The sequence below is a fragment of the Flavobacterium sp. GW823-FHT04A11 genome (assembly GCF_058796535.1).
In genome coordinates, this window is the sequence record NZ_CM179503.1 from 356,498 (window position 1) to 371,934 (window position 15,437).

At 28.9% G+C, this 15,437-nt stretch carries 14 protein-coding genes; all 14 read right to left on the minus strand.

Translation table 11 applies throughout. The features are described from left to right. Window positions 1-2: 2 nt before the first annotated feature. Window positions 3-1,127, minus strand: coding sequence for a glycosyltransferase family 4 protein (locus tag AC3QL1_RS01705; RefSeq protein ID WP_492494608.1), 1,125 nt, complete (start codon window positions 1,125-1,127; stop codon window positions 3-5). After that, window positions 1,127-2,143 carry a GDP-mannose 4,6-dehydratase gene (locus tag AC3QL1_RS01710; RefSeq protein WP_492494610.1) on the minus strand — a complete coding sequence of 339 codons (1,017 nt, stop codon included), beginning with the start codon at window positions 2,141-2,143 and terminating at the stop codon, window positions 1,127-1,129. Before AC3QL1_RS01710 ends, AC3QL1_RS01705 begins: the two co-directional genes overlap by 1 nt. A gap of 312 nt (window positions 2,144-2,455) precedes the next feature. Further along, window positions 2,456-3,739 (minus strand): hypothetical protein, encoded by a 1,284-nt coding sequence (locus AC3QL1_RS01715; RefSeq protein WP_492494611.1) that lies wholly within the window; start codon window positions 3,737-3,739, stop codon window positions 2,456-2,458. Beyond that, window positions 3,736-4,884 (minus strand): glycosyltransferase family 4 protein, encoded by a 1,149-nt coding sequence (locus AC3QL1_RS01720; RefSeq protein WP_492494612.1) that lies wholly within the window; start codon window positions 4,882-4,884, stop codon window positions 3,736-3,738. Before AC3QL1_RS01720 ends, AC3QL1_RS01715 begins: the two co-directional genes overlap by 4 nt. After that, window positions 4,881-6,125, minus strand: a complete 1,245-nt coding sequence (locus AC3QL1_RS01725) for a glycosyltransferase family protein (RefSeq protein ID WP_492494614.1) — start codon at window positions 6,123-6,125, stop codon at window positions 4,881-4,883. The genes AC3QL1_RS01720 and AC3QL1_RS01725 overlap by 4 nt, the downstream gene beginning before the upstream one ends. 16 nt (window positions 6,126-6,141) lie before the next feature. Continuing rightward, window positions 6,142-7,029 carry an alpha-1,2-fucosyltransferase gene (locus tag AC3QL1_RS01730; RefSeq protein WP_492494616.1) on the minus strand — a complete coding sequence of 296 codons (888 nt, stop codon included), beginning with the start codon at window positions 7,027-7,029 and terminating at the stop codon, window positions 6,142-6,144. A 7-nt stretch (window positions 7,030-7,036) separates the two neighbouring features. Continuing rightward, window positions 7,037-7,633, minus strand: a complete 597-nt coding sequence (locus tag AC3QL1_RS01735; RefSeq protein ID WP_492494618.1) for an acyltransferase — start codon at window positions 7,631-7,633, stop codon at window positions 7,037-7,039. Window positions 7,634-7,833: 200 nt separating this feature from the next. Beyond that, complete coding sequence (locus tag AC3QL1_RS01740; protein ID WP_492494620.1) at window positions 7,834-8,904, minus strand: glycosyltransferase family 2 protein; 1,071 nt, start codon at window positions 8,902-8,904, stop codon at window positions 7,834-7,836. Further along, window positions 8,897-10,240: an MATE family efflux transporter gene (locus tag AC3QL1_RS01745; RefSeq protein ID WP_492494621.1), complete on the minus strand. Its 1,344-nt coding sequence runs from the start codon at window positions 10,238-10,240 to the stop codon at window positions 8,897-8,899. Before AC3QL1_RS01745 ends, AC3QL1_RS01740 begins: the two co-directional genes overlap by 8 nt. A gap of 38 nt (window positions 10,241-10,278) precedes the next feature. Beyond that, window positions 10,279-11,583: a lipopolysaccharide biosynthesis protein RfbH gene (gene rfbH, locus AC3QL1_RS01750; protein WP_492494622.1), complete on the minus strand. Its 1,305-nt coding sequence runs from the start codon at window positions 11,581-11,583 to the stop codon at window positions 10,279-10,281. Window positions 11,584-11,639: 56 nt separating this feature from the next. Then, window positions 11,640-12,530, minus strand: a complete 891-nt coding sequence (locus AC3QL1_RS01755) for an NAD-dependent epimerase/dehydratase family protein (protein WP_492494624.1) — start codon at window positions 12,528-12,530, stop codon at window positions 11,640-11,642. Further along, on the minus strand, window positions 12,523-13,614 hold the full coding sequence (gene rfbG, locus AC3QL1_RS01760) for a CDP-glucose 4,6-dehydratase (protein ID WP_492494626.1): 1,092 nt from the start codon (window positions 13,612-13,614) through the stop codon (window positions 12,523-12,525). The genes AC3QL1_RS01755 and rfbG overlap by 8 nt, the downstream gene beginning before the upstream one ends. Then, window positions 13,608-14,384, minus strand: coding sequence for a glucose-1-phosphate cytidylyltransferase (rfbF, locus tag AC3QL1_RS01765; protein WP_492494628.1), 777 nt, complete (start codon window positions 14,382-14,384; stop codon window positions 13,608-13,610). The genes rfbG and rfbF overlap by 7 nt, the downstream gene beginning before the upstream one ends. A gap of 23 nt (window positions 14,385-14,407) precedes the next feature. Beyond that, window positions 14,408-15,436: an FAD-binding oxidoreductase gene (locus tag AC3QL1_RS01770; RefSeq protein ID WP_492494630.1), complete on the minus strand. Its 1,029-nt coding sequence runs from the start codon at window positions 15,434-15,436 to the stop codon at window positions 14,408-14,410. Window position 15,437 lies beyond the last annotated feature (1 nt).

The following is a 15,437-nucleotide window of genomic DNA, read 5'->3' on the forward strand; positions in this document are numbered from 1 at the left end:
ACCTAATTATTGAGATTATAGCATTCTAACGTTTTCTCTGCAGTTTTTTTCCAACTAAAGTCACTTCTGTTAAGTAATCCTTTTTTAATTAAATTTTGTCTTAATATATCGTCTTGCAAAATCTTCGACATCACACTTTCCATTTCAGCAATATTATAAGGATTGAAATATAAAGCGCCGTCACCTCCTACTTCAGGTAAAGAAGCCGCTGTACTGCAGGCGACTGGTGTTCCAGCTGACTGTGCATCAAGAAGAGGAATTCCGAAACCTTCGTAAAATGATGGAAAAACAAATAATTTGGATCCATTTATTAAAGGAAATATATGCTCATCTGGTACAAATCCAGTAAAAATAACTTTGTTTTTCAAATTAACACTTATAATATAATCTTGCAGTTCTTTATTGTTGTGCTGATGACCAACCAAAATCAAAATAATATCATTATGTTTTTTTTCTAAACTTGAAAAAGCAGAAACCAATCCCATAATATTTTTATGAGAACTTGGACTTCCAAATGCTATTATGTATTCTGACTGAATATTGTATGTAGTTTTAACATCAACATTAATTTCATTTTCATTTTTATCATTCGAACCTGATAATTGGGTTACAGTTACTTTTTCATTTTTAACATTTAATGCTTCGCAAATTTCTTTCTTCGAAAACTCAGAAATAGTAATAATTTTATTAGAAAAAACAGACATTAATTTTACCATAGATCCCAATAAAATTTTTTTTGAAAAAGACATGCTTTCTGCATGCCTTTTATAATTTAAATCTAATATAGAAACAATATGTTTGGTTGGACAAAGAACCGGTCCCACATAACCTAAGGAATGTAAAAGATTTAATTTGTCTTTTAGTAAATAAAAAGGAAATATAAATTGTTCCCAAAAATATCTAACATAAACAATTTTATTATAAAAAGGTATTACTTTAATTTTGAAATTAGGTCTGGTTAAAATTGGCAAATCAATACAATCTTTATTCACATAAATCATGTAATTATTAACTGTATCAAGCTTCATTAATTCATTTACCAGATTGATGCCATACGTGATAGACCCTCCTGAGAGCCTTCGATTCATGTATAGTAAATTAATACCAATAGTACGAGGTTGCTTCATTATTTATATATTTTTTCGTCATCCAACATTAGTCTGATTACATCAGCGATTTCATTTTTTGCTTCCCATTGCAAGATTTTTTTTGCTTTTGAAGGATTTGCATATCCAACTGAAATATCGGTAGGGCGCATCAAAAGTTCATCAACAGTCACATGATCTTCCCAATTTAAATTTAGTAATTTAAAAGTAATTTCGATAAAACTTTCTAAACTAGTTGTCTTACCCGTTGCAATTATAAAATCATCTGGCTTTTCTTGTTGCAACATGAGCCACATGGCTTCAACATATTCAGGTGCCCATCCCCAATCTCTATAGATATTAATATTTCCAAGATTAAGTTTTATATTTTCTCCTTGCGAAATTTTAAAAGCAGTAGATATGATTTTTTTTGTTACGAATCTGTCTTTTCTAAGTGGCGATTCGTGATTAAAAAGTACACCTGTACAAGCATAAAGATTATATGCCTCTCTATAATTAGCAACTTGCCAAAAAGCAGTTGCTTTTGCAACACCGTATGGACTTCTTGGCCTAAAGGGTGTTTCCTCATCTACAGCATGATCGGCATTACCAAAACATTCACTTGAACCAGCACTATAAAACTTGATTGGCTGACCAGAAAATCTAATTGCCTCCAATAAATTTAGTGTTCCTGTTATGATACTTTCCATCGTTTCAACAGGTTGTTCAAAAGACAATGCAACAGAACTTTGTCCTGCTAAATTATATATTTCGTCGGGATTAATTTTATTTATAGTCTGAAATACACTTCGAAAATCATTTAAGGTTATTGAAACAAGATTAATTTCATGAAGTATATTTAACTTTTCCAAATTTTTAAATGACGTATTATGAACATCTCTAGAACCTCCATAAACTTCATAACCTTTTTTTAATAAAAGCTGAGAGAGATAGGCACCGTCTTGCCCTGAGACACCACAAATTAATGCTTTTTTTATTTTATTATCATTCATAGTAATATTATTATTATTTTTAGAGTCAATTGTTTTTTTAAGCATTAAACCCTAAAGTATATTGGATCAAATAATTAATAGATTGTTAGGGAACTAAGTTAAAAAATCTTGAAATAGTAAGACAAGATGAATTAAAAAGATATTAGTAACTTCATAGGTAATATAATATACAGTATTTTACTATATAATATATACATAAAACTATATTATAATGAAATTTCTGAATGCATATTAATTAGCCCAAATTTATTTTCACTTATATATAAGTAAACTTAGTTAACATTTTTGATTTTCAGGAATACAAATAATCTGATTTGAATTATTCTTATTAGAGTTTTTTCTGTAATAATGTTTTTATTAAATAATACTTGGTTTTAAAGACTCTATTTTATTTGCCAAAAGGAGTACTAAAGAAATAATCAATAAAAAAACCATATTAAGCGGAAAAGACAATGAAAATAAGAAAAAAGGTCCTGTAAAGAACATAAAAAGTAAAAACAAAAATAGATTATCTTTCAATGTCTGATATGTATAATTTTTCAATAATTGGCAAAAGAAAAAATAATAAATAAATTTGAAAGGATCTAAAAAAGTTAATAAAATGACACCAGTAAGTCCAAAATCAGCAAAATAATTTACAGGTCCTCCGAATGCTGGTGTGTTTGTTGCTTCTGCTGCTCCAGGAAAAAAGTGCTCATTTACATGTGTAATTCCATAAACAAAAGGCTTATTAGGGTATAAACCCCTAGGAACTAAGTTCCAAAAATCGCTAAAATATATTTTTCCATAAAACAAATCAATTTTCCCAGAATAATATTCCTCATAATACATTGCGCTATTCACATAATAGTCAAAATATGAAAAGACAGCTTTATAATCGACGCCCCCTCCATTATAACCAGCACTTGTAAAAAAATTAATTAACATTAGCAAAAAAGCTACAGGTGCAGTAACAAGAAATATTTTTTTTAAACCTTTAAATCTTCTCACCCAAAGTATTATTAGAAAGAATACTAAAAATTCAAGTACTATTCCTTTTGATCCCAATAAAAATGCAGAATATAGGTAAGGTACCAAACATATAAAAATTTTTCTGGTATTTTTAGCATACACTGTAAGTATGGTAAAGGAAATTGACAAACATGATATTGCCAATACCCAAAAAGGACCTGCTCCTACCCTATAAAGCTGATAACCTGTTCTAGGTTCTTTCAACCAATTAATAAATCCAAACGAAGAACTGGAAAGTAAATAAAAAAAAAGAAAAAAAAGAAAATAGAAAAATATAGAAGCTTTTATCATTCTAGAATATTTAACTTTCACATTAAATAAACTGCTAGTAAATGTATATTTATTAGATATAAAAAACGAAAACCTCAGTAATAGATAATCAATAATATAGGATAATGTTGTATATAAAATAGCGATATTATAATAAACATTATAAGTACCATCGTCTAATAAAAACGGTGGCCCTAATGCTATTTTAAAGATATCTACTGGTAACTTAAATAAAAAAACAATTATAAAAGGATTTGTAGATGCAAACTTTCTATTTTTTAAATACGAAGAAATGTACTTAAGTTTAATATATTGAATATAAAAATAAAAGAATAAATTAACTAAAAATAAAATACTCATTTCAAATTTTTATTAACTATATTCAAAAGTATCTCTTGGTTGAAATCTAGAATAATTTTGTTCCAATTATAATTTAACATGCGTTCAAACCCTCTACTTATATAAAAATCTCTATTTTTCTCAATTTTATAAATTGAGTCAATCCAATCTTTAATGTCCCAACCTGCAACTGTAATACCTGCACCAGAAACAATCTCAGTCATTGCTGAATTATCTGGCGATATTACTGGAACTCCTAAGGCCATTGCTTCTAATTGAGGCAATCCCAAACCTTCATTTAATGAAGTAGAAATAAAAACTGAAGCAGATTTATATATTGAAATTAAGTCAGCCTGATCAACATAACCTGTAAAATGTAATCTATCTTTTGGAAAGTCTTCTTTAAAAATAATTTTTTCAATACTCTCCTTTAATTTTCCCCATCCTTTACTACCAACTATAACTAAATGGTAATCTAAATTTTTAAGTTCATAAAACATTTTTAATAAAAATAAAACATTTTTCCTAGGCTCTTGGGTTCCGACAAATAGAATATATTTTTTATCAAAAAAAGGATATTTTTCATGATTCAAAACAGGGTATTCTATTTTTTTTAAAAAGGAAGGATTAATTCCGCCTCCAGAAAAAATGGGTTTTTCTCCAATTATCTGTGAAAAAAATCTTTGTAACTGATTTTTAGTGTAAGTGCTATTCGTCCAAAAGAAATTTGCTCTACTTATCGAATATTTTTGGAGCATTTTCATTTGAATTTTTGTTATAAAATTCATTGAATCTGGGTGTAGCAGATAAACTAAATCATGAATGTAAACTAAAACATTAATATTTTTAGGGAAAAATATTGGAGATAACAATGAATTTGGTGCAATAAATAAATCCGGTTTAATTTCTTTTATTACAGAATTAATTTTAAACAATGACCAATACAAACCTTTAGATTGTAGAAAGAAAGTTTTCTTAATTACAATTTTAATATTTGAATTCTTTTCTAATTGTTTTTCAACGTCATTATGTAACTTATTATGAGTTAATACTATTATTTCATAATTTGGAAAGTTATGACTCAAAGAATTAATAATTGATATCGTTATATCTATAACTCCAGCTGGTCTGTGGGTTAACCTTACACCATCTATAACAATTTTCATAGTAAGCTATCTTTTCTTTTTACTAAAAAAACTTGCTTTTCAAGTCTCGTAAAATTATTTAAAAATGCTAATAAAGTAAAATAATACTTGACCCCTAAAATACTTTTAAGAATTTTAAAAAATCTCACTATTATTTTTTCTAAGGTTCCTCTTTTTTCTCTATCCTTTTCTGTGTAAATTGAAAAACTATTAGACTGTATGCCCGAAAGTAATTTATTCTTTTTTATTATATTGTAAAACACTCCTTTATCTGAAAATGGATTTAAATCAGTAACTTCATTTTCAAGAACTCTGTATAATCGTCTATGAATAGGCAGAATATTTTCACTATTTTCAAATGCATTAAAAGAATAAGACATTTTAGAAAACACATCATATCCATTTTCATAAATACCCTTTACATATTCGTCAAATAAAGGGATATAGGAAGGATATACATCTGTATTATATTTCGGATGTCTTCTATTGATTAATTTAGGACTAAAAGGATCAAAACCTGAAAAATGAAAGAAAAGCAATGGAAAAATTTCCTTTGTTTCATTATTTTTAATAATATAACTTTTATCTTCAGCTATTATCAATTCTCTTTCATGAAGATTCCAAATAGCTGGATTTATACCCAAATTGTGAGTAATTAGAGTATCATTAGGAAAAAAAGCCGGAATAAAATCCATCCATTTTTGATCAACATGCAGTGCGTCAGTTTTGTCAGCATAACATTTATTTGTCAATCTATTCATCCACCAATTAACGATTTTCATCCCAACATCATCATTCTTTATAGCTCCAAAACCCAAATTATAAATACCAACAAATAAAATTTCTTCCTCAGTTATTGATCCGGTATAATCAGTTTGAATATTGCAATAATGTGGCGTCAGAACAATAGATTTTTTATCTAAAAATCCGAAAATCTCATCTAGGGAATTTGTCACGTATGTATCCGGATCTAAATATATAACTTTCGAATATTTTTCTCCAAACAATTTATTAAAACAAAAAGGCTTTATGGAAGTCGAAAATTCAATAACATTGTATTTAAATGCCATTTGTCTCCAATTTGGAATCCAACTATCATCAAGCGTAATAACATCAACCATCTCTTTATTCAATCCACTTACGTCATCTGAAAGGAAAATAAAAAAATCTGAATCTGGGTTTTCTTTTTGAAATGACTTTTTTAATGTAATGGCTTGTGCCAAATAATTCTTGGCGCAAATCGTAAAAGCAACATTTGACATTTGTATCTCTATTTAATTATATTATAATTTTTTCCCAGTTATCAGGATAAAAATCTTTTGTTTCAAAATTGTTTATAAAATATTTGGGTACTAAAACCGATTTGTTTTCATTTTTATTCAACCATGTTCCCCACCAACTAAATGTACTGTTTGAGTTTATATTGTGTTTACAATTACTAATTAGAAACATATCTTTCCATGAGTTTTTTCCTCTATTGCAATCTACTATTGTATAGTTATCTATTTTTAAATTCTTTTTAACCCATAAGAGATCATTTGAAAAAACAAAAAAATGCGGTTTTTCTACTGTCTTGTAAATTTTATCTAATGCTATTCTAAAATATTCTTCTGTACAAACAGAACCAAATAGCTCGTAATTAATTCCTGTCATATAGTCACCTCTTCGAATATGTACAGAAACACTATTTGAATTTTTAATTTCTTCTAAATATTTTTGTAATTCAATATCACTATCATTTACATTAAATTTAAACGCATCAGCAACTTCTTGTTTATTAGAAATAAAATATTTTTCGGAATGCCATCCTCCATATAGAAAACGAATACCTTTGGACGATTTTAAAAGTTTTTCATCAAAATCATAATTTTCCTTTTCATGTATCAAACTTATCCCAAAAAAATTTAGGGTTTTGATTAGTGGCTTTGATACAAAAGGATATTTCTGAATGCATAAAATCCTAAATAACAAAAACAAAATATTATTAAATACTGTATCTCTATAATTAATGTTAAATACAGTGTCTAATTCATAACCGTTGTGGTTCGACAAAAATCTTTTATCAATAATAAATCTTGTAGATTTGTTATTGATTTTCTTTTGAGAATAAAATGCATATTGAGACATTTGATTCCCTAGCCCATTGAATATAACTACTACATCCATTATTTATTTAATAAATATTTTTATTATGACGAATAAATTTCGCTGGATTTCCTCCCCAAATTTGATCATCTGGAATATCTTTTGATACAACAGATCCTGCTGCAATAACAACATTATTACCAACTACCACACCTTTTAAAATAATTGTATTCATGCCTATAAAGACGTGATCGCCAATCACAACAGGTAAACTAACCATATTCTTTTCATCTTCAAATGTGTGCCAGTGCACAGGGTTTAATGAATGAAAATCTGAATCTACAATCTGTGTGCCTCCGCCAATCATAACATTGTTACCAATCGTAATCGATTTTGTCGCTACTAAAACGACATTACTCATTCCAACCTTGTTGCCTATTATCAGGCTTGCATTTGCATAAACAACAAATTTACATCTCTTATTGTTTCCTAAAGTTGAATGTCTAGCTGTATTCACCATTGTTAAACTTGAACCAAACCTGCATATCGCTAAAGAATTTATATCCAATAATGGAACTCCTATTGAAGTGAATGTTTCACTTTTAACACCAATAGCAGAAAATTTAATTAAAGTAATTAAATTACTTAAACGAATATATATCCTTGTAAAAATATCTTTTAACATAATAAAACATTAATTTAAAAGAACTCGGTTAACATTTTAATTAAAACAATACATTCGTAGATATATAGCTTCAAGAGTTATTATCGAAAGATAACCGTAGTTTAATTTTTATTATTAACTTATAAACACTCCTCTCATTGAGCTAATTTTAAATAAGGTTTTCACTTCAACCTGAATATTCGAAGCTTAATAATAGAAAATTACCCAAACAATCTTTTTTTGTATTTAAACGTTACAACTTGCTTAAGATAATTATGAAAAGAAGGAACTAAATATTTTAGACCTTTATTTACACCTTTTATAAATAATTTTTTTAACATTATCAAAAGTGCCACAATTGTATGGAGTGGATGTGTACATAAAAAGAGCCAGTACTTCTTAACAGGTATTTTATCCTTAAACCTAGATTTAAATAAAGTATATCTAAAAGCGAACGGCAAGGTCATTTCAATATATGCAATATAACATTCTCTTAAAGTAGGATTTTTGAGTCCTTTTTCTCTGTGCAATTCCAAAAGTTCTTTTCCTAAAACAATCAAAATATAGCCCAATCTATCCCACCAATCACGTACACCATCTAATACCAAAATCATCGGAGTATAAATGTACATTGATTTCTTCCCGAAAAAAGTATTAGCATATATCACAGTAAAAACGTACGAATTTTCAATATTACTGAGAAAACCATTGTCCGGATAAACCTTATGTGACATCCAGATCTCCCTTCTGAATACAGAAGCCATCAGTTCACCCATAAAAATACTTGAATATTTAGGCCCTATTAATTTTTCCCATTTATCAATCAATTCATATTCAACTGGTTCAGAAACAGGCTTACAGTAAGTTGAATCAAAAACATTTTTATTTTCTCTATATTCATTAATATGTATCCCTGAAAGCTTCACATAATAAAAATCTACATCTTTATTCGATTGTATAAGTTTTATTAATTGATCTATAGCTCCTTGTAATATAAAATCATCATCACCGATTAACCAACAAAATTCACCCTTTGCTTTTGAAACTACATCTAAAATGTTTTTTGACATCCCAACATTTTCATCTTGTCTAAAATATTGAAAATTATTAAACTTATGGAAAGGTTTTACTATTTCAAAAGTATCATCGGTAGAATGATTATCTGAAACTACAACTTCCACTAAAGAATTATTTTCAATCTGCTTAAAAATAGAAAGAAGACTTGAATTTAAAAACTCTCCTCTATTGTATGTGGGAATACAAATAGAAAGTATTATATTTTGATTACTCATTTTTTAATGGTGTTTTTAATTTATAATATTTCTGCTTCTTTTTAAAAACATAATAACTCAATGGCAAAGCAATAAATAAATAAATAATGTTTAAAGAATATAAAAATAAGCGCAAATCGTATAACCTAAGAATAAATAATACAGCCAGAATAATTAAAATGGACTGTAACAATATAATCCACATTAAAGGTTCTTCCTTGTGTGCTCTCAAGTAAACAGAATAAAAGATAATTAAAAGCTGTGTAAATTGCGGGATAATTAATAATATCACATCTGGAATACGTAAAAATCTAATTGAATAACTTGTAAAATAAATTTGCAAAAAATAAATCCCTATTATTAGGACAACCGACAAAACAAGTTGAATTACGACAGATTGCACAAGCGATTTTTTAAATAACTTATCTAATGAAAGGTAGTCAGATTTAGCGACAAACATATTAATTGTAGGAATCTTAGTTAGAATCCAGGCATTTGCAACACCACACATGGCTGAAATTAAAGCAATAGTCATACCTAGTTGACCTGCTTGGATCTTTGATGTGTATTTATAGGCCGCAGGTACTAATAAGTATAGAATGAAGAAAGCACTAATCCATGAAACAGCATATTTTGCTTGAAGTGGTATGGTTTCTTTCAAAAAATTATAATTATTTTCAACCTTAAAATATATAATTTGCTTCCAAAATGAACTTGCAGAAAAATACAAAAAAACACTAGCAATTAAAACCCCTACTAAATTACCTAAAACAAGGGCCCAGATATCCAAATGCATAATTAACATTACCCAATTTGCTATTGAACCTAACAAAGTACAAATAAAAGTATTTATTTGTATTTGAGTTACATTGTTAAGTCCCGTGTAAATAGATTGAAATAAACTTAATAAAAGATTTAACCCCCCAACTATTGAAAAAAAATACCATGCCGTTTTTATATCCGTATTTTCATCTTTGAAAAAGAAAAAACCTACAATACACAACACAAAAACTCCTACGGGAACTACTAATGAATAAAACTTGATTGCAAACCTAATTAGGCCAAAAAAGCGATTAAGATTCTCTTTACTTCCGTCAATTTTATTTTCTACATTATTTAAAAACGCATATTCATGACTAACAAATTGAGTTATTATAGTCAGGAAACCCAACTCGGCAAAAATTGTTAAGGCTCCCAAACTTCCAAAAGTATACCATAATCCCTGTGATACTGGGTTTAAATATCTAATTAAAAAATATAATGAAATAGGTCCTTTAACAACACTTAAAAGTTTATTAAAAATACTCCATAAAATGGCATTGTCAACACCTGCATGATCCAACAGCTTTCTAATCATTTTGTGAATTTTAGTAATATATTTAAAACGAGTAACAATTATGAATTTAAATATTCTCTAATCACTTTAGCAATATAATCATAATGAGATTCGTTTAAACCTGGCCATACGCCCAACCAAAAAGATTGATTCATAATAGTATCTGTATTTTTCAGATCTCCAACGACACGATGCTCAATATTAGCATATGCAGGTTGTCTTAATAAATTACCTCCAAACAGTAAACGTGTTCCTATTTTATTTTTCTCTAAATGCTGTACGAGCATATGTCTGTCATTTGAATCTCCTTCTCGAAGAGTCAATAAAAATCCAAACCATGAAGGCTCTGAATTTCTAGTTGGCTCAGGAAGAATAAATACTTCTTCAAATTCTTTCATACGATCATATAAGGCAGAATAATTCTCTTTACGACGCTGTACAAATTGATCAATTTTTTTAATTTGAGAAACACCAAATGCAGCCTGCATATCAGTTACTTTTAAGTTGAAACCGATATGCGAATATGTATATTTATGATCATATCCATAAGGTAATGTTCCTAATTGTTGGCCAAAGCGACACCCACATGTATCATCTTTACCTGGTTCACAATAACAATCGCGTCCCCAGTCACGAAAACTTTCAGCCAGCTTTGACAAAATTGGATTATTAATAAGAACTGCACCACCTTCGCCCATAGTAATATGATGCGCGGGATAAAATGAAAATGTAGAGATATCACCAAAAGTACCTGTTTTTTTTCCGTTATAAGTAGCTCCTAAAGAATCACAATCATCTTCTACAACCCAAAGATTATACTTTTTCGCTACGCGCATAACTTCATCTAAATCAAAAGGATTGCCTAAAGAATGTGCAATCATAATTGCTTTTGTTTTAGGACTTACAGCTGCCTCAATCATATCAGCTTTGACATTATGTGTTTCAATCTCAACATCAATAAAAACCGGAATGGCTCCAAACTGAATAATTGGATTTACTGTAGTAGGAAAACCAGCAGCAACAGTAATAACTTCATCACCGGGTTTAATCGCTCTTTCTCCCAATTTTGGAGATGTCAAAGCATAAAATGCCACTAAATTTGCTGAAGATCCAGAATTGACTAAAAGAGCTCTATGTGCCCCAAAATATGCTGCAAAATCAGCCTCAAATTTATTAGCGAATCGCCCTGCAGTTAACCAACCATCAAGTGCTGCATCAACTCCCATCAATATATCTTCTTCATCAAGAACTTTTCCTGTAACAGGTATGTAGTTTTCACCTGCAATGATTACTTGTGTTGATTTTCTTTTTGCAATCTCTCTTAAACCATCTAATAGAGAACTGTCTTTTAAATTTTGTAACATATTTGATATATTATTTTATTCGTATTTGAATTTCTAAAATTGCTTATTAATGTATTTTATACTTTTTCAATTTCTATCATTTTGGAAATAGCAGATCTTAAATCAAAATTCGGCTCCCAACCAATTTCTCTTAATTTAGTCAGATCTGCTTTAGATTCTTGAATTTCACCATCTCTAGCTGGTATCGCACCAAAATTGAGCTGTGATGTAGAGCCAGAAATTTCTAATAATTTTTTAACAAAATCTGAAACAGGTACTGATTCTCCCCTGCCGATTTCAAATTCAGTTAAATTTTCAACCTTGTTAATATTGCCAATTACTTTTAAATAAGCTCCAACAACATCATCAACATATACAAAATCTCTTCTTTGGGATGCTTTGGTTAATAAAATTTCTTTTTTATTATTTATCAACTGACGCAAAACACTTGTAACAAATTTATTTTCAGAGTCGTGCTCACCAAAAACATGCTCTAGACGCATATTAACAACTTTTAAGTGTTGAGTATTTTCAACCAAATAGTTTAAAAAATATTTTTTAGAATTAGTATAATCACTTAAGTAAGAGGAATTTTTAAATTCTTCTTTACCAAAAAAAGAATCCGTATTGATAAAATATTTTAATCCTTTTTTTAATCCTTGTTCAATTAACAGGATTGGAAAAATCAAATTTGTCTTAAAAATTAATGATGACAGCGAATTTCTGCCGTATTCGGTTGCAGTATGAATTATAGTATCAATCTCGTATCTTTTAAATAAATCCTCAATATTATTTAATTGATCTTCAATACAAAATAATTCAAAAGAACCATCTACAGTTTGTATTCTATAGAGATCAGAAGTTTTTCTAATTAAAACAATAACATTATATCTCTCAATTACAAGTTTTTTTAAGATACTACTGCCTAAAAAACCTGTACCTCCAGTTAATAAAATATTTTTAATCATTAAAAAAACTTTTTATCTGTAATGTTGTGAATTGTTCAATTTTATTTGGATCTTTAACAAACTCGCTGTACCAATTCATTGTCATATTAACAGCTTTAACAGCATCCATTTTAGGTTGCCATTTTAATTCTGAAATTGATTTGCTTATGTCTAACTTCAATAATCCAGCCTCATGAGGCTGATTCCCATCAGTTTCTACAATATATTCACCTTTACCCGAACTATGAATAGCTAATTTAAGCATATCTTCTACCGACAAAGCATCAGATAAATTAGGTCCAAAATTGTAAGCCTGATTAAATTTAAGCGGATTTTTTTCCAGATTAGAACCTAAGAGTAAGTAACCTACAACTGGCTCTAGTACGTGTTGCCATGGTCTAACTGATTTAGGATTTCTAATCACTACAGCTTTATCAGCTGCAAAAGCTTTAGCTATGTCCGGAATTAAACGATCTTTAGACCAGTCACCTCCGCCAATAACATTACCAGCTCTTGTAACAGCAATTGCTTTCTGGTGCTCAGCATAGGTTTTGCTGTTAAAAAAAGAATTCCTGTAAGAATCAATAACTAATTCTGCACACGCTTTACTGGCACTGTAAGGATCATATCCTCCTAATCTATCATTTTCACGGTATGGATAAATCCACTCATTATTGTGATAAACTTTATCTGTGGTAATTAATATAACTTCACATTTATTTTCTAATAAACGAACTGCATCCAGAACGTTTGCTGTACCAATAACATTCACCTCAAAAGTTTCTGCGGGAATTTCATAGGATAAACGAACCAATGGTTGAGCTGCCAAATGAAAAACAAAATCGGGTTGAAAATTAATAACTTCTTTTGTTAAGCGTTCTTTGTCCCTTAAATCTGCAATTACAGAATTACAAATTTCATTACCATTGATCAAAAAATACAAATCATCTTTTGTTTGAGGTTCTAAAGCATATCCTTTCACTTGAGCTCCTAATAAAGATAAAGTTTTTAACATCCAAGCACCTTTAAAACCGGTATGCCCAGTCAAAAAAACTTTTTTACCTGCATATGTTTGCTTTAGTGTTTCAAATAATGAATCTACCATGTCTTCCATTTTGCATTTCCAGAAGCCCACATTGCTTCTAATTCTACTCTATCTCTCAAAGCATCCATACATTTCCAGAATCCATCATGCTTATAAGCTGCTAACTGTTTATCTTTAGCAATAGCCCCTAAAGGTTCTTTTTCCCACTGAATATCTTCAACATTATCTTCAAGATATTTAAAAATACCCGGCTCTAAAACAAAAAAACCTCCATTAATCCACATTCCATCTCCTGCTGGTTTTTCGATAAAACTATCTACTTCGCCATCATTACCAATTTCTAAATTCCCAAAACGTCCCGGAACCTGAACGGTAGTTAAAGTTGCTAGTCTTCCATGTGATCTATGAAATTTAAGTAATTCAGACAAGTTAACATCTGCTACTCCATCTCCATAAGTAAGCATAAAAGTTTCATCTTTTACATACTTTTGAATACGTTTCAATCTTCCTGCTGTATTAGTATGTAATCCAGTATCTATTAATGTGACTTTAAAAGATTCTGTTTCTGAGTAATGTACGTTAATATTATTATTTGCTAATTCAATTGTTACATCAGAATTATGTAAATAATAATTATAAAAATATTCTTTAATAAAAGTCGCCTTATATCCTAGACATATAACAAATTCATTGTAACCATGTTGTTCATACATTTTTAAAATATGCCATAATATAGGTTTACCTCCAATCTCCACCATTGGCTTAGGTCTTGCTTCTGTTTCTTCCATGAGGCGCGTCCCAAATCCACCTGCAAAAATTACTACTTTCATTATTATATTTTTATTTATAATTATTATATCTCGATATAAACATTACTTGTCATAGGATAACTACAACAAAGTAGGTACTCATGTTCATTCAAATCAATTCTAGGTTTACTTAGCCCTATCATTTTCAACTCTCCCGATTTAAGTGTTGCTTTGCAAGTACTACAATTTCCAGTCTGACATGAATAAGGCAACTCAAGACCCATTTCTAATGCTTCTTCCAATATAGAATTACCTTTATTTATAATAAGTTTATTTTCGGTACCTTGAAAATTCAAAACAATCTCCTGATTGAAAATATTCTTAAAATCTTCAGGGTTTTTAACAATTTCAAAATCCTCAGAAAAAAAATTATCTAAATTTCCCGTGAGATTGAGTAAAGATTGTTTAATTGTATTCTTCAATCCTACGGGTCCACAGACATAATGCGTAGTTGGCTCTATAATTTTTTTCATCAATTTTTCTACAAAATCAGAATTAATCCTTCCATGAAAATTATGTGATTCATTATCAAAAAATTCTTCCTTTGAATAGAAATAATAGATATTCAAATTTTCTGGATAAGTAGATTTAAGGTTTTCTAAATCTTCATAAAAAATCACTTCCTTTTTAGATTTATTTCCGTAAATCAAATGAATATTTATTTCAGGATGAACTCTTAACAAATCTTTTATCATTGAAAAAAGAGGTGTAATACCACTTCCAACACCCCAAAATATTACTGAACTTATCGATTTGTTTGCTTCAAATATAAAATCTCCCATTGGTTCCTGAACCTCAATTACATCATCAACTTTTACATAATCATTAATAAAATTTGATACTTTACCTCCTGATACTCTTTTAACTGTAACATTAAGAGTTGAATCAATAGATGGTGTTGAAGAAAAGGAATATGGTCTAATATATCTTCTTCCGTTAATTCTAAACTGAAGAGTTAAATATTGTCCCGCCAAATATTTAATTTTTTTTAGGCCTGGCTGTTTAAAACAAACAGTTACCGTATCTGCTGTTTCTTTTCTTACTTCCTGAACCTTTAAAGTATAATTTTTCATT